Source organism: Sphingobium chlorophenolicum (genome assembly GCF_000722875.1).
In the GTDB taxonomy this organism is placed as follows: Bacteria; Pseudomonadota; Alphaproteobacteria; order Sphingomonadales; family Sphingomonadaceae; genus Sphingobium; species Sphingobium chlorophenolicum.
This window is the reverse complement of sequence record NZ_JFHR01000017.1, coordinates 16569-38708: the sequence shown is the minus strand read 5'-3', so window position 1 is coordinate 38708 and position 22140 is coordinate 16569. Positions and strand designations below refer to the sequence as shown.

General features: G+C 65.5%; 18 protein-coding genes. 12 read left to right on the top strand and 6 right to left on the bottom strand.

What is annotated here, in order from left to right:
* Positions 1-55: 55 nt before the first annotated feature.
* The 5 genes from BV95_RS09235 (at position 56) to BV95_RS09215 (ending at position 4620) form a co-directional block, all read left to right on the top strand.
* Positions 56-613 carry a carboxymuconolactone decarboxylase family protein gene (locus BV95_RS09235; protein WP_037450447.1) on the top strand — a complete coding sequence of 186 codons (558 nt, stop codon included), beginning with the start codon at positions 56-58 and terminating at the stop codon, positions 611-613.
* 68 nt (positions 614-681) lie between these two features.
* On the top strand, positions 682-2112 hold the full coding sequence (locus BV95_RS09230; protein ID WP_081873328.1) for an MmgE/PrpD family protein: 1431 nt from the start codon (positions 682-684) through the stop codon (positions 2110-2112).
* A complete protein-coding gene (locus BV95_RS09225) occupies positions 2105-2902 on the top strand; it encodes an SDR family NAD(P)-dependent oxidoreductase (RefSeq protein ID WP_037450443.1) in 798 nt (265 codons plus the stop codon). The genes BV95_RS09230 and BV95_RS09225 overlap by 8 nt, the downstream gene beginning before the upstream one ends.
* Positions 2903-2913: 11 nt before the next feature.
* Positions 2914-3795: an NAD(P)-dependent oxidoreductase gene (locus BV95_RS09220; protein ID WP_037450574.1), complete on the top strand. Its 882-nt coding sequence runs from the start codon at positions 2914-2916 to the stop codon at positions 3793-3795.
* Positions 3796-3825: 30 nt separating this feature from the next.
* Entirely contained in the window at positions 3826-4620 is a 795-nt protein-coding gene (locus BV95_RS09215; RefSeq protein ID WP_037450441.1) for an N-acyl homoserine lactonase family protein, read from the top strand.
* 6 nt (positions 4621-4626) lie between these two features.
* Here the strand turns inward: BV95_RS09215 and BV95_RS09210 are convergent, their stop codons facing one another.
* Both BV95_RS09210 and BV95_RS09205 read right to left on the bottom strand, forming a co-directional pair.
* Entirely contained in the window at positions 4627-5661 is a 1035-nt protein-coding gene (locus BV95_RS09210; protein WP_037450439.1) for an ABC transporter substrate-binding protein, read from the bottom strand.
* A 21-nt stretch (positions 5662-5682) separates the two neighbouring features.
* On the bottom strand, positions 5683-8535 hold the full coding sequence (locus BV95_RS09205) for a TonB-dependent receptor plug domain-containing protein (protein ID WP_037450437.1): 2853 nt from the start codon (positions 8533-8535) through the stop codon (positions 5683-5685).
* Between the two features lie 322 nt (positions 8536-8857).
* On the opposite strand from BV95_RS09205, the gene BV95_RS09200 reads away from it, so the two are divergent.
* The gene (locus BV95_RS09200; RefSeq protein ID WP_037450436.1) at positions 8858-9655 is read left to right on the top strand and encodes a DUF2189 domain-containing protein; all 798 of its coding nucleotides are present in this window, start codon (positions 8858-8860) and stop codon (positions 9653-9655) included.
* A 13-nt stretch (positions 9656-9668) separates the two neighbouring features.
* Here the strand turns inward: BV95_RS09200 and BV95_RS09195 are convergent, their stop codons facing one another.
* Positions 9669-10586: a LysR family transcriptional regulator gene (locus BV95_RS09195; RefSeq protein ID WP_037450571.1), complete on the bottom strand. Its 918-nt coding sequence runs from the start codon at positions 10584-10586 to the stop codon at positions 9669-9671.
* 96 nt (positions 10587-10682) lie between these two features.
* Between BV95_RS09195 and ilvD the strand changes: the two genes are divergently transcribed.
* A complete protein-coding gene (gene ilvD, locus BV95_RS09190; RefSeq protein WP_037450435.1) occupies positions 10683-12536 on the top strand; it encodes a dihydroxy-acid dehydratase in 1854 nt (617 codons plus the stop codon).
* Positions 12537-12789: 253 nt separating this feature from the next.
* Here ilvD and BV95_RS09180 read toward each other — a convergent pair whose 3' ends face one another.
* A complete protein-coding gene (locus tag BV95_RS09180; protein WP_013848803.1) occupies positions 12790-13221 on the bottom strand; it encodes a MarR family winged helix-turn-helix transcriptional regulator in 432 nt (143 codons plus the stop codon).
* A 77-nt stretch (positions 13222-13298) separates the two neighbouring features.
* On the opposite strand from BV95_RS09180, the gene BV95_RS09175 reads away from it, so the two are divergent.
* The 4 genes from BV95_RS09175 to BV95_RS09160 all read left to right on the top strand — a co-directional run bounded on the left by BV95_RS09175 (position 13299) and on the right by BV95_RS09160 (position 18805).
* On the top strand, positions 13299-14465 hold the full coding sequence (locus BV95_RS09175) for an HlyD family secretion protein (protein WP_420806750.1): 1167 nt from the start codon (positions 13299-13301) through the stop codon (positions 14463-14465).
* Complete coding sequence (locus tag BV95_RS09170; protein WP_037450429.1) at positions 14462-16018, top strand: DHA2 family efflux MFS transporter permease subunit; 1557 nt, start codon at positions 14462-14464, stop codon at positions 16016-16018. Before BV95_RS09175 ends, BV95_RS09170 begins: the two co-directional genes overlap by 4 nt.
* 10 nt (positions 16019-16028) lie before the next feature.
* Complete coding sequence (locus BV95_RS09165; RefSeq protein ID WP_037450425.1) at positions 16029-17465, top strand: efflux transporter outer membrane subunit; 1437 nt, start codon at positions 16029-16031, stop codon at positions 17463-17465.
* A 65-nt stretch (positions 17466-17530) separates the two neighbouring features.
* Entirely contained in the window at positions 17531-18805 is a 1275-nt protein-coding gene (locus BV95_RS09160; RefSeq protein WP_037450424.1) for a cyclic di-GMP phosphodiesterase, read from the top strand.
* 259 nt (positions 18806-19064) lie between these two features.
* Here the strand turns inward: BV95_RS09160 and BV95_RS09155 are convergent, their stop codons facing one another.
* Complete coding sequence (locus BV95_RS09155) at positions 19065-19535, bottom strand: hypothetical protein (protein WP_037450423.1); 471 nt, start codon at positions 19533-19535, stop codon at positions 19065-19067.
* A complete protein-coding gene (locus tag BV95_RS09150; protein ID WP_037450422.1) occupies positions 19532-20005 on the bottom strand; it encodes a copper chaperone PCu(A)C in 474 nt (157 codons plus the stop codon). Before BV95_RS09150 ends, BV95_RS09155 begins: the two co-directional genes overlap by 4 nt.
* Before the next feature lie 178 nt (positions 20006-20183).
* Between BV95_RS09150 and dnaK the strand changes: the two genes are divergently transcribed.
* A complete protein-coding gene (dnaK, locus tag BV95_RS09145; RefSeq protein ID WP_037450421.1) occupies positions 20184-22082 on the top strand; it encodes a molecular chaperone DnaK in 1899 nt (632 codons plus the stop codon).
* Positions 22083-22140: the final 58 nt, after the last annotated feature.

Genomic DNA, 22140 nt, shown 5'->3' with positions numbered 1-22140 from the left:
GACATGCCCCGCGTCGGCGAAAACCCTTTGAAAAGTAGAAGAAACAGGAGATTCCATGCCCCGCATTCCCTATCCGGACCCCGCCACCCTTTCCGACACGAAACGGGAAGTCCTGTCGGGCGCCTTCGGCCGCGTGCTGAACATATCGCGCATGGCCATGCACGCCCCGGACGCCTTCTGGGCGGCCCAGCGCGCGCTGGGGCGGGCCGCCATTTTCGACATCGGCATCGGCCAGCGCCAGCGGGAACTGATCATCCTGCGGGTCGCCTATCTCTCCCGATCCGACTATGAAATCTATCATCATGAGAGCATCGCCGCCGCGCTGGGTATGACGGATGCGGAGATGAAAGCCCTTGAAACCGGGGATTTCGTCGCCTTCGCGGCAGACGAAGCCTGTCTGTGCGAATTCGTCAGCGAAGTGGTGACGAACGTCTCGCCTTCGGACCGGACATTGGCATCCATGCAGGAGCATTTCAGCCTGCCCGCCATCTTCGAAGTCCTCATCATCGCCTGCACTTATATGATGCTGGCGAGGATTGCGGCGGTCAGCGGCCCGGAGATTGACGTCGAAGCCGTAACAGCCTGGCATCCCCGGCAACCGCATCGGGGCTGAATCCGTCACAAAGAGATGATCTGAAGTTTTGGGGCTTGTGCCGAAGCCGTTCGCGTCGTATCCAAATCATGATACCGGTATCTCAAAAAATGAACTGGAGGGGTTTGAGGGTGATAGCCGCCTCGCAAAAATTGTCGGAATGGGTAGGGGGATTACGCTTCGGGGATCTGCCCGAAGATGTTGTGACCGCGACCAGATTGCGGATCATCGACGTCATCGGCCTCTCCATCGCCGGCGGCCAGCGCCCCTTCGGCGAGTCGGTGCGCCGCGCCACCGCCAACCTGCATCCCGGAACGGAGGCCCGCATCTGGGGCGCGAAGGCCCGGGCCAGCATGTCGGGCGCGGCCTTCGCCAATGGCGCGCTGTCGCAGGCGCTGGAATTTGACGACACGCACAATGAATCCATCGTCCATATGAGCAGCCCTGCGGTCGCGGCGGCGCTGGCGCTGGGCGACCGTCTGCGCAGCGGCGGGCGCGACGCGATCCTGGCCGTCGCCATCGGCAATGAGATAAGCTGCCGGGTCGGCAGCCTGGCGCCGGGGCAGTTCCACAAGCGGGGTTTCCACCCATCCGGCCTGTTCGCGCCCTTCGGCGTAAGCTGGCTGGCGGCGAAGATGCAGTCGCTGGACCAGCGCCAGATGATCTGCGCGGCCGGGATCACCGGCAGCTTCGCGGCGGGGCTGATCCAATGCTGGGTAGACGGCACGCAATCCAAATTCCTGCACCCCGGCTGGGCGGCGCAGAGCGGGATCGCCGCCGCGACGCTGGCGAAGGCGGGCGTCACCGGCCCTGGCGAAGTGCTGGAGGGGCGGTTCGGCCTTTATGCCTCCCATCTTCAGGACAGCGCCGTCGTCCCGGACTGGAACCGGTTGACCGAGGCGCTGGGGGACGAATGGGAAAGCCGCAACGCATCGTTCAAGCCCTTTCCCGCCGCCCATGTGATCCATCCCTATATCAGCGCGCTGCTGCGGCTGCGCGAGCGACACGGCCTTTCGGAGGAGCGGATTAGCCGCATCCGTTGCGACGTCGCGCCCTATATCGTCGGCATCGTCTGCGAACCGCAGGACGAGAAGCTGCATCCGCTGACCGACTCGCACGGACGCGTCAGCCTGCAATATACGCTGGCCGAGGCGCTGGTGCGCGGGCGGCTAGGGAAGGACGCCTATCAGCCGGAATTCCTCCGCGACGAGGCCATCCTCTCCCTGACGCGACGGGTAGACTATCGGGTGGACGAGACGCTGCCCGGTCCGGAGCAGTTCAAGGGCGTGATTTCGGTGGAACTGACCGACGGCACGATCCTGCAGGAAGTCGAGGAGCATAATCGCGGATCGGCGGAAAATCCGATGACCACCGAAGAGATCGTGGCTAAGTTCCGCGAAAATGTGGCCGGAACGCTCTCCGCAGACCAGACCGAACGCCTGGTCGACGCCGCGCTGGCGCTGGATCGGTTCGATGATGTTTCGCGCTTTACCGAACTGACGGTGACGGACCATGACTGACGCCAGGAGACTGACCGGCCGCAATGCGCTGATCACTGGATCGGTCGGGGGGCTGGGCCAAGCGATGGCGCGCAAATTGGCGTCGGCCGGGGCGAACGTCATGCTGCACGGGCTGGAAGAGCCGGAGGAAGCCGCCTGCCTCACGGAAGCGATCGAACGGGAATTCGGCGTCCGCGCCCTCTATTGCCGCGCCGACCTGCGCCAGACGGCGGCGGTGCGGGAGCTGGTCGACCGTACCGAGGAAGCGCTGGGTCCGGTCCATATCCTGATCAACAACGCCGTCGTCCGGCATTTCGCCCGGATAGAGGATTTCCCCATAGAGAAATGGACCGAAGCGCTGGCCGTCAACGTGACCGCCGCCTTCCTTGCCACCCAGATGGTGCTGCCGGGGATGCGGGCGGCCCATTATGGGCGGGTGTTCAACATGACGTCGGTCTACGGCTATCGCGGCACCGTCAATCGCGTGGACTATGTCACCACCAAGACGGCGATCCAGGGGCTGACGCGGGCGACCGCGCTGGAAACGGCGGGCGGGCCGATCACCTGCCACGCGCTGATGCCGGGATCGGTGCTGACGCCGCTCTGGTCAGACCGGCTGGAGCGGATGATGATCGAGGAAGGGCTGACCCGACCCGAAGCCGAGATACGCTTTCTGGACGGCAAGCAGCCCAGTGGCCGGTTCGTCGACGCCGACAGCGTCGCGGAAGTGCTTCTGTTGCTGTGCGGCCCGGCCGGAACGGATATGAATGGGGCGATCCTGCCGATCGAGGGTGGATGGCTGGCCCGCTGATGGAGCGATTGATGACGCAAAGCCGGAATTTGGGATTTATCGGCCTGGGCAGCATGGGCAGTGCGATGGCGCCCCGATTGCTGAAGAACGGCCATGTGGTGATCGCCTATGACATAGACGGCGCGGCGCGAGAGGATTTCGCGGCGGCAGGCGGCGTGGCGGGCGAAAGCGTGGCGGAGGTGGGCGACCGGTCGGAAATCGTCTTCACCAGCCTCCCCTCCCCCCAGATCGTCCGGGACGTGGCGGCGGAACTGGCGGAGACGAGGGTCCGGATCATGGTCGACCTGTCCACCGTCGGTTCGCGCGCTTCGATGGACGCAGCCGTCGCGCTGGCGGACCGCGACAAGGCTTTCGCGGACGCGCCGGTCAGCGGCGGGCGCGCCGGGGCGCTGGCGGGCAAGCTGACGCTGATGCTGGCCGCGCTGCCCGCCGTGCAGGAAGAGGTCACGCCGCTGCTCTCCCATTTCGGCAAGGTCATTCCCGTCGGCGCCCAGCCGGGGCAGGCGCAGACGATGAAGCTGATCAACAACATCATGTCGGTGGTGGCTCTGGCCGCGACGTCCGAAGGCATGGCGATGGGCGTGAAGGCCGGGCTGGACCCCAGGGTGATGCTGGACGTGCTCAATGTATCGAGCGGGCAGAACAGCGCGACGAAGGACAAATTCCCCCGCGCCGTCGTGCCGCGCACCTTCGATTTCGGCTTTGCGACGGGCCTGTCGCTGAAGGATGTCCGCCTTTGCCTGGACGAGGCGCAGGCATTGGGCGTACCCATGATGCTGGGCAATCTGGCCAAGACGATGCTGGACATCACGGCCGCGCAGTTCGGGCCGGATGCCGACTTCACGATGATGGCCAGGGTCGTGGAGCAATGGGCCGGGGTCGAAATCGGCTGAATGGGACAGGACGCGTTCGGAGAATAGCCGTTGGAAGATTGCTACCAAGTCTATGCCGTCCAGTACGGCCATCACGACCGGACCGCGTCGGCCAATTTCGTCGGCGGCGATCCGCACGACCGGCCGATGCCGCTGGACTATTTCGTCTGGGCGATTGTCGGCGATCACGGCACCTATGTGCTGGACACCGGCTTCGACGCGGCGATGGGGCTTAAGCGCAACCGGCAACTGGTGCGCCCGGTGAACGAGGGGTTGAGGACCATCGGCATCGACGCCGCCACGGTCAGCGACGTCATCATATCGCACATGCATTTCGACCATGCGGGCAATCATGCGATGTTCCCGCAGGCGCGCTACCATGTGCAGGATGCGGAAATGGCCTATTGCACCGGCCGGTGCATGTGCCACGAACCGCTGCGCCACGCCTATGAGCCGGGCGATGTCCAGGCCATGATCGGGCGGCTGTTCGACGGGCGGCTGCAATTTCACGACGGCGACAGCGAACTGGCGCCGGGTCTGACTCTGCACCGGGTCGGCGGGCATACGCGGGGGTTGCAGGTGGTCAGGGTGAAGACCCGGCGCGGCTGGGTGGTGCTGGGGTCGGACGCCGCGCATCTCTACGCCAATTTCGAGCAGGCCCGACCCTTCCCCTCCTTCGACAGCATGACCGACATGCTGTTCGGCTTCGACCGGATGCGGGAACTGGCCAGTTCGGAAAGCCACATCATCCCCGGCCATGATCCACTGGTGCTGAGCCGCTATCCGCTGGCGCGCGGCGACGTGGCAGGGGTGGTCAGGCTGGACGTGGAGCCGGTCGGGTCTTGAGGGACGTCAGGGCGCAGCGGCTTCCCGCAACAGGCTGGCGTCGATAAGCCGGGAGAGCGCGGCTCGGTCTCGCGGCTGGCGGCCATCGATTTTCGCGAGCCATTGCTCCTCCTCCACCATCACGTCCAGCAGATCGCCGGGAAGCGTGCAGGGGAAGCGGTGATGATGCCATGACTGGCGGATGAGTTGGAGGTTCTGGCCGGTCCGCTCCGCCAGCATGGCCTGCATTTCGGCGGGGTCTTCCTCCGCCTTGCGGCAACCGACCAGCAGTTCGCGCAGGAAGGCGACGACCTGTGCCCGCTTCGCCGGATCGGCCAGCGTGGCGGCCTTGGCGTTCAGGCTGTATATTTCGCGATAGACGCCCTCAGGCTGGATGCTGAGGCCGTTGTCGCCCAGCGCCAGGGACGCCCGTTCCGCCTCCGGTTCCCAGGTGGAGAGCGCGTCGACATCGCCCTTGATCAGGGCGTCGGCGCCCGCCTTCGCGGTCAGGGGGACGATAGTGACGTCCGCTTCGCTGAGGCCCGCGCCCTTCAGCAGCCGGTGGAGGTAGAAGGCGGCGGAAGTGTTGACGAACACCGCGATCCGCTTGCCCCGAAGGTCCGCGACGGAGGCGATTCCGGAGGAACGGCGGGCGACGATGCGGTACAGCCCCTCTGTCGTGGTGACGATGATGCGGACATCGGGATGCTTCAGCGACATGCGCAGCGTCTGCGTCTCCGCATTGCCGGCAAGGTCGGCCACGCCCGGATTGGGCGGCGGGGGCGCGCCATCCGCATGGCCGCCGACCGACGCGGCCAGCGCGGGGTCGGGGGCCGCCCACAAATTGGGCACGCCCCCGCTGGCGGTGACGACGGTGCCGGGCGGGGCATTTTTCGCCGCCAGCAAGGCGGGGCCGAATTCCAGCACGGTTCGATGGCCGAAAACCGAAAGCGGGTCCGCCGGAATCGGGGAGGCCGGACGCGCCGCCGTCGGCGCGGTGGCGCATCCGGCAAGCGCCAGAGCGGCGATGCTTACGGCGATCACCGCCTTGTTCCTGCGCATCTTCACTCTCCCCAAGGCCCGTCAGTAACGGAAACGCACGCCAAGGCGATAGGCGCGCCCGATCAGATCATAATATGTCCCGTCGAAGGAGGGGAATGGCGGATCGGTGTCCAGCAGATTGTCGACGGTCCCGAACAATTCCACCTTGCGGTCGCCGTCCTCGCTGCGCGTCAGGGTCAGCTTCCCGCCCAGGTTGAAATAGACGCGGCTGGGAATCTTGTTGATGTTGAGGCTGGTGGCCGTGCCCGGCACCGCCGCCGTGTCGATCTTCCCCCCATTGATGTAGCGCGCCTGCAGGTTCACGCCGAAATCGTCCGTGTCATAGGCGATGGTGGCGTTCATCGTCAGGTCGACCATGCCGGTCGTGCCGCCGTTCACCGGCGTGCCGTTCTGGCCCGACCGGTCGATGGCGCCGGTCGTGTCGGTCAGCGTATAGTCCCAGACATAGGTGGCGAGCAGCCGGGTGCTGAGATTGCCCGCCCCCAACGGCATGCGATAGGACAGTTCCACGTCGACGCCGCTGGTCTGGAACCGGTTGAGGTTCAGATAGGGCGTCACCATCTCCGTGATCGGTCCGTTGGCGGCCGGGCGGGTGATGAAGGCGCACCGGCTGGCGTCGCCCGCAACGCAGGAATCCAGCACGACCTGCGCGTTGGACGTGTTGATGACGCCCTTTATGTCGATATCGTAATAGTCGACCGACAATTGCAGGCCGGACGCCCATTGCGGCTGATAGACGAAACCGGCCGTCAGGGAATTGGCGACTTCGGGCTTCAGGTTGCGATTGCCGACGGAGAAGGTGCGCACCGTATAGGCCGTGTTGGTCACCGGGTCGATGACGCGCGCATTCTGGTTTCTTTCCGGCGTGAACATTTCGGTAAGGTTGGGCGCGCGGACATCGCGGGAGCGCGTGGCGCGAACCCGGAATTCATCGGTGATTGACCAGTTCACGCCGGCCTTCCACGTCCAGACGCTGCCCGCGCCGCTGTAATCGGCATAGCGCGCCGCGGCGTTGACATCCAGGTGGCGGAAGAAGGGCTTGTCCGCCGCCAGCGGGACCAGCGCCTCGACATAGGCTTCCTTCACGTCGAAGTTTCCATCCACGAAAGCGGAATTGGCGCTGGAAAAGGCGCGGGCGGCCTCCAGCGGGCTGGGGATGGAAAGCAATGTCTCCCGTCGATATTCGATGCCGGTCGCGATGGACACGGGGCCTGCCCAGGTTGAGAAAGGTTCCGCCTGAAGATTGCCCGCGACCACCGTCTGCGTCGTCTTCTGACGCTGGAGCGAGAGGCCGGTCACATAGGCCTTGGCCGCGTCGCTCGCCGTGTCGGTGCCGAAGATATTATAGGGCACGCAGCCCGCCGCCGCTTCGCGAATGGCGGCATTGGGGCTGAGCAGGTCGCGGCACACGGGGATCGAGACGCCGTTCTGCGTCACGCTCACCACATCGATGGCGCGGCGCCAATTCGCCTCTATCCGCTGACCGATGACGCCCCGGACGAAACGGTTCTGGCCATGTTGTGCATAGACATCCCATTTGACGCCGCCGAACTTTCCTTCCGCGCCGATCACGCCGCGGGCGGTTTCATTCGCCTTGCTGACGATCTGCTGGAAATTCTCCGTCCCGAAGCGGCCGAACTGGAAGCTGGTCAGCGCGGGCGCGCCAGCGGGGCGGGTCGCGTTGTAATTGTCGATGGCCGCCCGCGTCGCTGCTGGGATGAAGGGATTGTCCGCGCTGACGACGATGGGCGAAAAGGCGCTGGTGCTGGGCGTCTGCGTCCCGAAATTGCGCGTGCCGATGCTGGGCACGGTCCAGTCGACATGGGCGTAATTACCCTCCGCGAAAAAGGTCGTGTCGCCGCTTTCGAAGCTGACGCGGCCCATCGCCACGATGCGCTCATGCGGCTGCCGGATGTTGACGCCGGTCCAGGAACTGGTGCCGTAACCGTCGCCGCCGATCTGGTCGTCGCCCCACACTTCCCCGAAATTGAACTGGAAGGGGGTGCCGTCGGGCGCAAAGGCGGTGCCGCGCAGCGGGCCGGTGGCAATCAGGCCGCCGGGCGTCTGCGAAGCATAATGGACGTTCCTGGTCCAGATGCGCGCCGGTTGGCCGTTGGTCGCAAAATTGGGATTGGTGACGAACCACCATTCCTCCCGCCCCCAGTCGCGGGTGTAATTGTCGCCCACCCCTTCGTCATAGGAATATTCGGCGCCCAGGATGATATGGCCCGCGCCGTCGGCGAAGCCGGTGCCGCCGCCCAGCGCCGCCTTCATATTATATCCGTCGCCCTCTTCCGAAATGCCCGCCTGCGCTTCGCCGCGCAGGCCGGTCAGCTTGTGGTTCAGGATGATGTTGACGACGCCTGCGACGGCGTCCGATCCCCAGGCGGCGGACGCGCCGCCGGTCACCACCTCGGCCCGCTCGACCAGGAAGGTGGGGATGAGGCTGAGGTCGACGGTGCCGACGTTGGAGGTGGGGACGAAGCGGTGGCCGTCCACCAGCACCAGCGTGCGGTTGGCGTCCAGCCCGCGCAGATCGGCATAATAGCCGCTGTTGGTGAAGGTGCGGGCGGCGGAAGGATTCTGGCTAGGGCGGAACGCAGGCGCCTCCTGCAATACGGAGCCGATGCTGATCGCCGCCCGGTTCTCCACCTGGTCGGCGCCGATCACGGATATGGGCGTCGGCGCGTTGAAGCCGTCCCGCACGATGCGGGAACCCGAAACGACGATGTCGGCTTCGGGCGGCTGTTCGGGCACGCTGGCCGTACGGTTTCCGGCTAAATCATTCTGCTGGGCAAGGGCCGCGCCCGGCGGGGCGATGGCGGCAAGGGCGATGCTGGAAAGCAGAGCAATCCCGGCCGATGAAATCCGCATATGATCCTCCCGATCGCCTGCGTGGTGCAGGTCTGTCCCCATTTCGGTAGACGGGGATGGCCAGGAAATCGCTGAACGAAATGACATTCTTGATAACCATCGGGCATGCTAGGCTGGCATTGTCGCCGCGCAGGCATGCCGTAGCGACGGCCGGTCCGATCAAAGCACTGGCGGCCCCCGCATTCCACGTGTAGGATGCCGCCATTGGCCATGAGGCGCTCCCCTCATGCCGAGAGATGCCCGCCCCGAAAGACGGGCATGTCCCGACAGAGGACCAAAGCAGAGCAAGGCGCGTCGTGGCGTTCGGTCAGGAGAGCGAACCATGGCAATGGCTCATCCGTCCCAGGCGGAGTCCGCGGGGCAAGATATTTCCATCCGCACTATCGGTTTCGAAGATCTGCGCATCGCCCTGCGTCAGGGGTGGGACGATTTCCTCGCCAAGCGGGGCGATCTGGTGTTCATCGGCTTCATCTATCCGGTGATCGTCGCGCTGGCGATCATGTCGGCCAGCCGCATGTCCATCCTGCCGCTGATATTCCCGCTGGTCGCGGGCGCGATCCTGTTGGGGCCGGCCTTCGCCAGCGGCTTTTACGAACTGGCGCGGCGGCGGGAGGCGGGGCTGGACGCTCGCTGGCGCCATTTCCTGGACGTGATCCGCAAGCCGGGCGGGTCCGCCCTGTTCGACCTGACCTGCGTGCTGGCGCTGCTGTTCATGGCGTGGATGGCGGCGGCCTGGTTCATCTATCATGCGACGCTGGAAAATGTGCCGGGGTCGACATCCTCCGTTGGGGCGTTCCTGTCGGCGGTGTTCGGCACGCCGGAGGGCTGGGAGATGATCGTGGTCGGCAATCTGGTCGGCTTCGGCTTCGCGCTGCTGACGCTGGCGGTGAGCGTCGTGTCCTTCCCCATGGCGGTGGACAGGCCGGTCAATTGGGGCGTGGCGTTGCGCACGTCATGCCGGGTGGCATGGCACAATCCGGTGACGGTCGCGATCTGGGGCCTGATCGTCGTGGCGTTGCTGGTGCTGGGCGCGCTGCCCGCGCTGGTGGGGCTGGCGGTGGTGCTGCCGGTGCTGGGTTATGCGACCTGGCATCTCTACACGCGGGCGGTGGTGCGATAACGGACTGACCGTCTCATCCGGCGAGGGCATTCTCCCTCGCCTCCAGCGCGATGCGCACCAGCGCGAGCAATGTCGGCGCCTCATCCGCGCGGCGCCAGGCGAGGCCGGTTTCCAGAACCGGCGCGGCATCGGCGAGCGGCAGATAACGCACGCCGGTCCGCGCCAGATTCCGGAGCGAGGCGGGGACCAGCGCCATGCCCATCTCCGCCGAGACCAGGCTGATGATGGTCTGCATCTGGATGGCGCGCTGGCGGATATGCGGCGTCCGCCCCTTGGCCCGATAATGGTCGATGATAAGGTCGTGAAAAGTGGGGGACACATGGCGCGGGAAGAGCAGCAGCGGCTGGTCCAGCCAATCCTCCCCCGTCAGCCTGCCCTGCTCGACGCGCAGGCTTCCGTCCGCGACCCAGCTATCCGGCACGGCGGCGACCAGCGGTTCTCGGAGCAGCGGGCGATATTCGATGAGCGCGGGCAGGCCCGATGCCGGAGGGATCAATATGCCCGCGTCGATCCGCCCTTCGACCAGCGCCTCGATCTGGACGTCGCTGGTGGCCTCCGCCAAGGCCATCTCGACGTTGGGGAAGGCGGTGGAATAGCGCCGCACCAGCGAAGGCAGGATGGAGTAGTCGGCGGGGCTGACGAAGGAGAGCGCCAGCCGACCCGCCGTCCCGTCCCGCAGGCGTTGCGCCATGGGGCCGAGTTCGGCGATCGCGGCCACCGCCGGGCGAACATGCTCCAGCCATTGCGCGCCGAAGGGGGTGAGCGCGACATGGCGTTTAGTGCGGGCGAAGAGCGGCGCGCCCAATTCCCTCTCCAGCGCCATGATCGACTGGCTGAGCGGCGGTTGCGTCATGCCCAGCCGTTCGGCGGCGCGGCCGAAATGCAGTTCATCCGCCACGGCAAGGAAATGGTTGAGTTGGCGCAGGTCGATCATTCATTCACCATGCGACTTTATATTGGCTTTGCAATATATTTCACAACTTGTTCATGCAGGCGTATTCAGGACGCGAGGAACCGAGGAAATATCATGCCGCATTATCGTTCACGCACCAGCACCCATGGCCGCAACATGGCGGGCGCGCGCGGCCTGTGGCGCGCCACGGGCATGAAGGACGAGGATTTCGGCAAGCCGATCATCGCCATCGCCAACAGCTTCACCCAGTTCGTGCCGGGCCATGTCCATCTGAAGGATCTGGGCCAGTTGGTCGCCCGCGAGATCGAGGCGGCGGGCGGCGTCGCCAAGGAATTCAACACCATCGCGGTCGACGACGGCATCGCCATGGGCCATGACGGCATGCTCTATTCGCTGCCCAGCCGTGACCTGATCGCCGACAGCGTCGAATATATGGTCAACGCCCATACCGCCGACGCGCTGGTCTGCATCTCCAACTGCGACAAGATCACGCCCGGCATGCTGATGGCGGCGATGCGCCTCAACATCCCCGCCATCTTCGTGTCCGGCGGGCCGATGGAAGCGGGCAAGGCGGACATCCATGGCCAGACCATCGCGCTCGACCTGGTCGACGCCATGGTCGCCGCCGCCGACGAAAGCTATACTGACGAGGAAGTGAAGGTCATCGAACGGTCGGCCTGCCCGACCTGCGGCAGTTGCTCCGGCATGTTCACCGCCAATTCGATGAACTGCCTGACCGAAGCGCTCGGCCTCTCGCTTCCCGGCAATGGATCGACGCTGGCGACCCATAGCGACCGGGAGAAGCTGTTCCTGGAGGCGGGCCGCACCATCGTCGATCTCGCCAAGCGCTGGTATGAGCAGGAGGACGCATCGGTCCTGCCCCGCTCCATCGCCAGCTTCGCCGCGTTCGAAAATGCGATGAGCCTGGACATCGCCATGGGCGGGTCGACCAATACGGTGCTGCACCTGCTGGCCGCCGCTTATGAGGGCGGGGTCGACTTCACCATGGCGGACATCGACCGGCTGTCGCGCAGGGTTCCCTGCCTGTGCAAGGTCGCGCCCGCCAAGCAGGACGTGCATATGGAGGATGTCCACCGCGCAGGCGGCATCATGGCGATCCTGGGCCAGCTCGAACGGGCGGGCCTGATCGACGCCAGCCTGCCGACCGTCCACAGCACGACCATGGGCGAGGCGCTCAATCGCTGGGACATCAGCCGCACCAACAGCGCGGCGGTGCAGGATTTCTTCAAGGCAGCGCCGGGCGGCGTGCGCACGACGGTCGCCTTCAGCCAGTCGAACCGCTGGAAGGAACTGGACACCGACCGCGAGACCGGCGTCATCCGCAGCGCGGAGCACCCCTTCTCCAAGGATGGCGGGCTGGCGGTCCTGTTCGGCAATATCGCGCCGGAAGGCTGCATCGTGAAGACGGCGGGCGTGGACGAATCCATCCTGACCTTCCACGGCACGGCACGGGTCTATGAAAGCCAGGACGCGGCGGTCGCGGGCATCCTCGGCAACGAGGTGAAGGCGGGCGACGTGGTCGTCATCCGTTACGAAGGGCCGAAGGGCGGGCCGGGGATGCAGGAAATGCTCTATCCGACAAGCTATCTGAAGTCGAAAGGGCTGGGCAAGGCCTGCGCGCTGATCACCGACGGGCGTTTTTCGGGCGGCACATCCGGCCTTTCCATCGGCCATGTCTCGCCCGAAGCGGCGGAAGGCGGGCTGATCGCGCTGGTCGCGACCGGCGATCCGATCGTCATCGACATTCCGAACCGCGTCATCAGGCTGGACCTGGACGACGCCGTCATCGCGGAACGCAAGGCGGAGATGGAGAGCCGGGGCGCCAGGGCGTGGAAGCCGTTCGGCCGCAAGCGCAACGTTTCGCCCGCTTTGCGCGCCTATGCCGCGCTGACGACCAATGCGGCGCGCGGCGCGGTGCGCGACGTCGGTCAGATCGAAAAGGATTGATCCCGAAGGGGCGCGTCGCACTCGCATGAAGCGGCGGCGCGCCGGGAAGGATGGTCGCGGTGGGGTGCAATCAGTTGAGCAGGACGAACAACGTGCCTGTCAGCATCAACGCCGACGCGCTGAACAGGCTCAACAGCCCGACGCTGCACTGGCACATGCTATGATGCATACGCTCCATCGCACTCTCCCCTGCCGCCAGGCTTATGCTGGTCGACGGCGGGATGATAACAGAGAAAAAAGCGCGAATCAAAGGTCAACCGTCGGCCAGCGCCTCCAGTAATTTTTGCAGTGCAGCATGAAAATGCGCCCGATCCGACGGGTTTAGAGCCGCCAACATCTTTGCGCTGAGTTCGCGGCGCAGGGGTTCGGTCACGGCTACGGCCGCTTCCCCGGCCGGGGTCAGGGTCAGCCGCTTGACCCGCCGGTCCGCCTTGTCGGGCGTCCGCTGGATCAACCCTTCGCGTTCCAGCCCGTCCAGCGCCTCGGTCACGGTCCGCGGCGCAATGCTCATAATCTCGGCGATATCGGCCGCGCGCGCCGTTCCCGACTGCGCCTTTATGCACGTCAGCAGCTTCGTTTGGGCCAGGGACGCGCCCTGCTCCGTCATGGCACGGTCGAAGGATCTGCGCATCAGGGTGATGACGCGGGACAAATCCGTCAGCAGTTGTTCGTCGGAGAGATTCATGAGGAACCTCAATAAATGGTATTGCGAGGTGCTGCAAGAGCGAGCATATGGGTCGAGATTCGAATTTCCGGTTTTTCATGAGTTCTGACGATATGGCCTCCACCTCCGCATCCGCCGGCGACTCGGGCCAGAGTCGCTCTTCCCTGCTCAACAATCCCCGCGTGCGGCTGGCCCTGCTGCTGGCGGCGCTGGCGCTGATCGTCGGCGGCGTGCTGTGGTTCATCCGGTACGAAGCCGTCGGGCGATATCAGGAATCGACCAACGACGCCTATGTCCAGTCCGATTCGATCACCATCGCGCCGAAGGTTTCCGGCTATGTCGACCGCGTCTTCGTGGAGGAGAATCAGGATGTGAAGGCGGGGCAGCCGCTGGTCCAGATCGACCCCCGCGACTATCGGGCGCAGGCGGCGCAATCGGTGGCGCAGATCGACGTGGCCAGGGCCAGCGCCGCTGGCGTGGCCGCCCAGATCGAGGAACAGCGCGCCGCCATCGCCCAGGCGAAGGCGGAACGGGACGCCGCCAACGCCAACGCCGCCTTCGCCGCGAGCGAGGCGGAACGATATCGCCCGCTGGCCGCCAGCGGCGCGGAGAGCCGCGAGCGCCTGTCGGAGCTTCAGAATCAGGCAACACAGGCCAAAGCCAGGGCCGCCGCCGCGCAGGCCGCGCTGACCAGCGCGCAGAAGCGGGTCGCCACGCTGGAGGCGCAGGTCAGGCAGGCGCAGGCCCAGGGCGAGGCCGCCCGCGCCCAACTGTCCGCCGCCAATACGGATGTGGAAGCGACCATCCTGCGCGCCGCGGTCGACGGACGGATCGGCGACCGGAGCGTGCGGCAGGGCCAGTTCATCCAGGCGGCGACCCGGCTGATGACCCTGGTCCCCAGGGCCAGCCTCTATGTCGAGGCGAATTTCAAGGAGACGCAACTGGGCCTGATGCGCGTCGGTCAGCCCGTGACGATCGAGGTGGACGCGCTGCCCGGCGTCGAACTGCGCGGCCGGGTGGCCAGCATCGCGCCCGGCACCGGCGCGCAATTTTCCGTCCTGCCGCCGCAGAACGCCACGGGCAATTTCACCAAGATAGTCCAGCGCATCCCCGTCCGCATCGCCATTGACGCCGGGCCGGAAACCCGCAAGCTGCTGGTGCCCGGCATGTCGGTGGAGGTTTCGGTCGACACCCGTTCGGCCAGGGACGCCGCCGCGCAGATCCGCCGGGAGCAGGAGCGGCATAACGCACGGACCGGCGGATGACCGCCGCCGCCGCTTCGCCATCGCCCCCCGCGCCCGAACGCGCCGACGCCGCCGCATGGCTGGCGGTCGCGGCGGGCAGCCTGGGCGCGATGATGGCGACGCTGGACATTTCCATCGTCAATTCCGCCCTGCCCACCATACAGGGCGAAATCGGCGCCAGCGGCACCGAAGGGACGTGGATCGCGACATCCTATCTGGTGGCGGAAATCATCGTCATCCCGCTAGCGGCCTGGCTGGAACGGCTGTTGGGGCTGCGCACGCTGCTGCTAACCGCCGCCTTCCTGTTCACCGGCTTTTCGATGCTGTGCGGCATCGCCGACGATCTGACGACCATGATCATCGGGCGCGTCGGCCAGGGCTTTACCGGCGGGGCGCTGATCCCCACGGCGATGACGATCATTGCCATGCGCCTGCCCCGGTCGCAGCAGCCGATCGGCAACGCGCTGTTCGGCGTCACCGCGATATTGGGGCCGGTCCTGGGTCCGCTGATCGGCGGCTGGCTGACGGAGAATATTAGCTGGCACTATGCCTTCTTCATCAACCTGCCGGTGGGCATCGTCCTGATCACGCTGCTGCTGGTGACGATGCCGCACCAGAAGCCGCTGCTGAGCGAATTGCGGGAGGCCGACTGGCTGGGCATTGCGGGCATGGCGTTGGGGCTGGGCGGCCTGACCATCGTGCTGGAGGAGGGGCAGCGCGAACAATGGTTCCAGAGCCGGGAGATCGTGCTGATGTCGATCGTCTCCGGCATCGGCTTCATCCTGTTGTTCGCCGGGCAATATTTCGCGAAAAGGCCGGTGATCCGGCTGAAATTGCTGCTGGACCGGCAGTTCGGCGCGGTGGCGCTGATGGGGCTGGTGATCGGCATGATGCTTTACGGCACCGCCTTCGTCATTCCGCAGTTCCTGGCCGCCATCGCCGGTTACGACGCGCTGCAATCGGGGCGGATCGTGCTGCTGTCGGGCATTCCCAGCCTGATGCTGATGCCGCTGACGCCGCTGCTGATCCGGCATCTGGACATACGCGTGGCGGTCTGCGCCGGGCTGCTCATCATGGCGACGAGCTGCTGGATCGACACGGTGCTGACCAACCAGGCGGGCGGCGAGGATTTCATCGCGTCGCAATTGCTGCGCGGCACCGGCACGATCTTCGGATTTCTGTTCCTGAACCAGGCCGCCATCGCGTCCGTCCCGCGGGAGGATGCGGGCGATGCCGCCGGGCTGTTCAACGCGGTCCGCAATCTGGGCGGATCGCTGGCGCTGGCGGGGATCGCCACCATCCAGGATCAGCGAAGCTGGCTGCACAGCCGCCGCATAGAGGAAAGCCTGAACGCCAATAGCGGCCAGGTGCAGGATTACATCGGCGGGCTGGCCCATGGCCTGGGCGGTCAGGAAGCCGCGCTCCGCACGCTGGCGGGCACGATCCAGCGGGAGGCATTGGTGATGACCTATAACGACATTTTCACCATGCTGGCGGTCGGCATCATCGCCGTGCTGCCGCTGGTCCTGTTCCTGCGCCCCTTGCCCCAGGGGCAAGCCGTCGCGATGCATTGAGGCTGGTTCCATGCGTTTTCCCTTCATTGCCCTTCCCCTGCTCGCGCTGGCCGCCTGCACGGCTGGGCCGGATTATCGCGGGCCGGAAGCCGCCAAACCCGTAAGCCCCGGCGCGCAATTCGCGCGGGCTGCCGACGGCGCCAGCGCGCAAGCGCCCGCCGCCGCGGCGTGGTGGACGGCGCTGGGCGATCCGGTGCTCGACGCGCTGGAAAGCCGCGCCCTCGCCGCCAACCCCGGCGTGGCGGCAGCGGAAGCGCGGATGAGACAGGCCCGCGCCTCGTTGCGTTCGGAACGGGCCAACGCCCTGCCCAGCACCAATGCGTCGGCCCTCTACGTCCATGCGACATTGCCCGGCGTCGATCTGGGCAGTTCCGATGAGGGCGACCAGTCCAGCGGCGACAGCCAGTCGCTGAACTTCTACAATCTGGGCTTCGACGCGAGTTGGGAGGCTGACCTGTGGGGCGGCAAGCGGCGCGGGGTGGAGGCGGCGCGCGCCCAACTGGGCGCGGCGGAGGCCGATGTCGCGGACGCGCAGGTCAGCCTGACCGCCGAAATCGCTCAGGCCTATGTCAATCTGCGCGACCGGCAGCAGCGCATCGCCCTGGCGCAGGAGGCGCTCGCGCGCCAGCGGGAGATGCTGCGCCTGGCCGAACAGCGCCATGCCGGGGGCACCGCCTCCGCGCTGGAGGTGGAGCAGCAGCGCCATCTGGTGGAGCAGGCCGACGGCGCGCTTCCGCCCCTGACCGCCGAACGGGACGCCTATCTGAACGCGCTGGCGACGCTGGCGGGCGAAGCGCCCGGCGCGCTGGACGGGATGCTGGCCCCCGTCAACCCCGTCAACCCCATCGTCCCCCTGCCCCCGGCCGAGGTCGCGGTGGGCGATCCCGCCGCGCTTCTGAAGCGCCGCCCCGACGTGCGCGCCGCGGAACGCCGCTTCGCCGCCGCCACCGCCAAAATCGGCGTGGCGGAGGCGGCGCGCTTCCCCAGCATCAGTTTCATGGGGCTGATCGGCATCGGCGGCACCAATGCGGGCGATCTGGTCGATTTCGACAAGCTGGCCGCCATCGCCATGCCGCGCCTGAGCTGGAGCTTCCTGGATTTCGGCCGCAACGCCGCCCGCGTCGGACAGACGGAAGCGGCGCGGGACGAGGCGGCGGCGCAATATCGGCAGGCCGTCCTGACCGCCCTGCGCGACAGCGAGGATGCGCTTTCCCGTTTCGGCGCGGGGCGGCTAAGCGTCGCCAGCGCCGCACGCTCCAAGACGTCGGCCGACCGCACCGCCGCGCTGATGCGCCAGCGTTTCGAGGCGGGCACCGCGACCCGCATCCAGCTTCTGGACGCGGAGCGGCAGGGCCTGTCCGCGGCGCAGGCGCTGTCGCAGGCGACGGCGGCCATGACGGCGGACTATATCGCCCTGCAAAAGGCGCTGGGGCTGGGCTGGCGATAGGGGGCGCCCTTAACGCTTTCGCAAGGCTTTGAGGGCGAAATGCGGCCATAAAAAGGGGTCGCGCCATGTTGAAGAGAATCCGCACGCAGGACGTCGAACTGGGCATGTTCCTGCACAAGATGGAAGGGTCGTGGTTTTCCCACCCCTTCTGGAAGAGCAGGATGTTGCTCGACGATGGCGATCAATTGGAAACGCTGAAGGCCAGCAAGGTCGAATGGGTGCAGATCGACACGTCCCGCGGCATCGATCTGAAACCCGCGCCGCCGCCTTCCCGGCCCGTCGCCGTTCCGGACCAGCGTGAACGCACTTTCGGCCGTGCGGGCGCCAGCGCGCGGCGAGCGCCAGCGCCAGTCAGCCGCCCCTTCGACCCGCTGTCGAAGGAGAGGTTGTCCACCAAGGTGGAGATGGTCAACGCCAATCGGCTGGCGCGCAAGTCCGTGCGGGCGATGCAGAAGATTTTCGACGACGTGCGGCTGGGCAAGGCGATCAAGCTGACCAAACTGGAGCCGATGATCGAGGAGATTTCCTGCTCGATCCAGCGCAATCCCCATGCCTTCATGGCGGTGACGCGGCTGAAGAACAGCAGCGAATATCTTTATCTCCACGCGCTGACGGTGTGCACGCTGATGATCAGCCTGGCGCAGCAACTGCGTCTTTCGCCGGAACAGGTGCAGCAGGCGGGGCTGGCCGGATTGCTGATGGACGTGGGCATGGGCCATGTGCCGCAGGAAACATGGGACAAGAACAGCCCCCTCACCCCCGAAGAATGGGAGGTGGTGAAGAGCCATACCACGCTGGCGCATGAATTTCTGACGCTGGGCGGGGAGATGCCCGAAGCGGTGCTGGACGTGTGCCTGCACCATCATGAGCGGCTGGACGGCAGCGGCTATCCCCATGGGCTGAAGGGGGATGAGATCGGCCTGTTCGCGCGCATGGCGGCGATCTGCGACACGTATGACGCGATGACGTCCAACCGCATCCACCGCCATGGCGAAGACCCGTCGCGGGCGCTGCTGATGCTGGACGAGGCGCAGACGCTCTACGATCCGGAGATTTTCCAGGCCTTCCAGCAGGCGGTGGGCATTTATCCGATCGGGTCGCTGGTGCGGCTACGTTCGCATCGGCTGGCGATCGTGGTGGAGCAGAACCGGGACGACCTGACCCTGCCGGTGGTCCGCCCCTTCTATTCCTTGAACGACCGCTGCTTCGTGAAGGCCGAGGATATCGACCTGTCCAACTGTTTCGGCGCGGACCAGATCATGACACGCGAAACGCCCGAAGGGTGGGACATGGCGGAATGGCCCGCGTTGAGCGCCAAGTTGCTGGCGGCGGCGGGTTAGATTTGGGTGGAGCCATGTTCCCGCGCGGGCAGGTGCATTGGCAAAATCGGATTGCAATACGGAATGTGGATTTCCGGAAATGGCCAATGGCTGACCTCAATTCCTCCCTACGCGCAGCGTGGGGAGGGGGACCGCTCGCGAAGCGAGTGGTGGAGGGGAAATTCGGAGGTTGTGCCCCATTCCCCTCCACCACGCTTCGCGCGGTCCCCCTCCCCATCTCCCGATGGGGAGGATTAGAAAGGTCCGCTTTCCCCCCAAATCAGTCGTTATCGCCTCTGAATGGCAACAAAGCCTCATAAACCTGCAACGGCGGTTTGCCCGCTATCGTGATACCGTTCCGCATCAGGAACGTATGGCGCACGATCTCCGCCTGCTGTTCGATGCCGTAGCGGTGGAAGGGCTTTCCCGGCACGATGACATAATCATAGCGGCAGAAGGGATGGCGCATCAGCGGCAGATACCATTTTCCGCCCCTGGCCGTCTGGGCCACATGCGTCATCTCATGGATGAAATGGCCCTGGATGTGCAGGGGGCTGTCGCAGAAATCCGCGCAGAACAGGCCGCCTTCCGGATGGAACCAGAGGTCGCCGTCGGGCGCCATGGTGACGCCCCTGGGCTGGAGCGGCCACCATTTGCGGTTATGCGCCCGGACCCGCCCATAGTCGATCGCTTCACCGAAAACCGAACGGGCCAGGGCGATTTCCGCCGGGGTCAGCGGGCGGCTGGTCAATGCTGGCTATGATCCTCCGCCATGGCGGCGGTGGCGGGATCGGCCGCGCCGGGCTTCTGGATCACGGCATCGACCAGCAGGCGGTCGCCATTGGCGAGCAGGAAGGTGAGCGTCATCTTCCCCCGGCCGATCGCCGTGTCGTTGACGCCCCAGAGCATCAGATGCTTGCCGCCGGGCGCGAAGGCGACCTTCGACTTGGCCGGGATGGGCACGTTGTCGATGGGCTTCATCGTCATCTTGCCGCCCTCGCTCATGCTTTCATGCATCTCGACCTTCAGCGCATAGTCGGTCAGCACGCCGCGCAGCGCCGTGTCCGCATCGCCGCCATGGGCGACGAAATAGCCGGAAGACGGCATGTCCTTGTTGGGGCTGAGCCGCACCCAGGCCTGGTCGATATAGGTGGGCGCGGGATCGCCGCAGGCCGCCAGCATGAGGGGTGCAAGGACAATGGGGATAAAATAAGCGCGCATCGACTAGGGGCCTTTGTAACTGTCTCGTTTCCGGTCGTTTGACTAGCTAATGTCCGAAGCTTCTTGTGCCAAGCGAAAGCGCGCCTATATCCCATGCGCAAACGCCCTTGCCTTGGCGCTTTCGTGAGGTATGGGGCCGTCAACCGCTGAATATGATTTGGGGTTCAAAGAGGACACAATGGCAAAAGTAATCGGTATCGACCTGGGCACCACCAATAGCTGCGTCGCTGTGATGGACGGCGGCAAGCCCAAGGTCATCGAAAATGCGGAAGGCGCGCGCACGACGCCCTCCATCGTCGCCTTCACCAAGGACGGCGAACGCCTGATCGGCCAACCCGCCAAGCGTCAGGCCGTGACCAACCCGGACAATACGGTTTTCGCGGTGAAGCGCCTGATCGGCCGCCGCTTCGACGATCCGATGACCAAGAAGGACATGGAACTCGTCCCCTACGAGATTTCGAAGGGTCCGAACGGCGACGCCTGGGTGCAGGCGGGTGGCAAGGATTATTCGCCGTCGCAGATTTCCGCCTTCACGCTCCAGAAGATGAAGGAAACCGCCGAAAGCTATCTGGGCGAAACGGTCACGCAGGCGGTCATCACCGTTCCGGCCTATTTCAACGACGCCCAGCGTCAGGCGACCAAGGACGCCGGACAGATCGCTGGTCTGGAAGTGCTGCGCATCATCAACGAGCCGACCGCGGCTGCGCTGGCCTACGGGCTGGAGAAGCAGGACGGCAAGACCATCGCGGTCTATGACCTTGGCGGCGGCACGTTCGACATCTCCATCCTGGAGATCGGCGACGGCGTGTTCGAGGTGAAGTCGACCAACGGCGACACCTTCCTGGGCGGCGAGGATTTCGACGCCAAGCTGGTCGAATTCCTGGCCTCCGACTTCCAGAAGTCGGAAGGCATCGACCTTACCAAGGACAAGCTGGCGCTCCAGCGTCTGAAGGAAGCGGCCGAAAAGGCGAAGATCGAACTGTCCTCTGCGCAGTCGACCGAAGTCAACCTGCCCTTCATCACCGCCGACCAGAATGGTCCCAAGCACCTCGTCAAGAACATCACCCGCGCCGATCTGGAGCGGCTGGTGGCCGACCTCATCAAGCGGACGATGGAGCCTTGCAAGAAGGCGCTGGCGGATGCGGGCGTTTCGGCGAGCGAGATCAGCGAAGTGGTGCTGGTGGGCGGCATGACCCGCATGCCCAAGGTGCGCGAGGCCGTGAAGGAATTTTTCGGCAAGGAACCGCACACCGGCGTGAACCCGGACGAAGTCGTCGCCATGGGCGCCGCCATCCAGGCGGGCGTGTTGCAGGGCGACGTCAAGGACGTGCTGCTGCTGGACGTGACGCCGCTGTCGCTGGGCATCGAGACGCTGGGTGGCGTGTTCACCCGCATGATCGACCGCAACACCACCATCCCCGCCAAGAAGTCTCAGGTCTATTCGACCGCTGACGATAATCAGCAGGCGGTGACGATCCGCGTGTTCCAGGGCGAGCGTGAAATGGCGGCGGACAACAAGTTGCTCGGCCAGTTCGATCTGGTCGGCATCCCGCCCGCGCCGCGCGGCGTGCCGCAGATCGAAGTCACCTTCGACATCGACGCCAACGGTCTGGTCAATGTTCATGCCAAGGACAAGGGCACGGGCAAGGAGCAGCAGATCCGCATCCAGGCTTCGGGCGGTCTCAGCGACGCCGACATCGACCAGATGGTCAAGGATGCCGAACGCTTTGCCGAGGAAGACAAGAAGAAGCGCGAATCGGCCGAGGCGAAGAACAATGCCGAAAGCCTGATCCACACCACTGAGCAGCAGCTTTCCGAGCATGGCGACAAGGTGGACGCTGGCCTGAAGTCGGAAATCGAAACCGCGATTGCCGCCACCAAGTCGGCGGTCGAGGGCGGCGATGCCGAGGCGATGAAGGCGAAGGCGCAGGAACTGGCGCAGGTCGCCATGAAGCTGGGCCAGGCCATTTACGAGAAGGAACAGGCGGCTGCGGCTGCTCCGGGCGGGGACGCGCCGAAGGCCGATGACGATGTCGTCGACGCCGAATTCTCCGAAGTGGACGACAACAAGGCGTAAGCTGATGTGCTTGCCCCGTCATGACTGTTATGGCCGTGACGGGGCAGGGACGCCGGGG

Bases quoted from the DNA above. Each gene is read 5' to 3' on its own strand.
- BV95_RS09170 (WP_037450429.1), top strand. From the start codon at position 14,462: ATGACCGCCGCCGCCGCTTCGCCATCGCCCCCCGCGCCCGAACGCGCC.
- BV95_RS09150 (WP_037450422.1), bottom strand. From the start codon at position 20,005: ATGCGCGCTTATTTTATCCCCATTGTCCTTGCACCCCTCATGCTGGCG.
- BV95_RS09180 (WP_013848803.1), bottom strand. From the start codon at position 13,221: ATGAATCTCTCCGACGAACAACTGCTGACGGATTTGTCCCGCGTCATC.
- BV95_RS09175 (WP_420806750.1), top strand. From the start codon at position 13,299: ATGAGTTCTGACGATATGGCCTCCACCTCCGCATCCGCCGGCGACTCG.
- BV95_RS09230 (WP_081873328.1), top strand. From the start codon at position 682: ATGATACCGGTATCTCAAAAAATGAACTGGAGGGGTTTGAGGGTGATA.
- BV95_RS09225 (WP_037450443.1), top strand. From the start codon at position 2,105: ATGACTGACGCCAGGAGACTGACCGGCCGCAATGCGCTGATCACTGGA.
- ilvD (WP_037450435.1), top strand. From the start codon at position 10,683: ATGCCGCATTATCGTTCACGCACCAGCACCCATGGCCGCAACATGGCG.
- dnaK (WP_037450421.1), top strand. From the start codon at position 20,184: ATGGCAAAAGTAATCGGTATCGACCTGGGCACCACCAATAGCTGCGTC.
- BV95_RS09205 (WP_037450437.1), bottom strand. From the start codon at position 8,535: ATGCGGATTTCATCGGCCGGGATTGCTCTGCTTTCCAGCATCGCCCTT.
- BV95_RS09235 (WP_037450447.1), top strand. From the start codon at position 56: ATGCCCCGCATTCCCTATCCGGACCCCGCCACCCTTTCCGACACGAAA.
- BV95_RS09160 (WP_037450424.1), top strand. From the start codon at position 17,531: ATGTTGAAGAGAATCCGCACGCAGGACGTCGAACTGGGCATGTTCCTG.
- BV95_RS09165 (WP_037450425.1), top strand. From the start codon at position 16,029: ATGCGTTTTCCCTTCATTGCCCTTCCCCTGCTCGCGCTGGCCGCCTGC.
- BV95_RS09200 (WP_037450436.1), top strand. From the start codon at position 8,858: ATGGCAATGGCTCATCCGTCCCAGGCGGAGTCCGCGGGGCAAGATATT.
- BV95_RS09210 (WP_037450439.1), bottom strand. From the start codon at position 5,661: ATGCGCAGGAACAAGGCGGTGATCGCCGTAAGCATCGCCGCTCTGGCG.
- BV95_RS09220 (WP_037450574.1), top strand. From the start codon at position 2,914: ATGACGCAAAGCCGGAATTTGGGATTTATCGGCCTGGGCAGCATGGGC.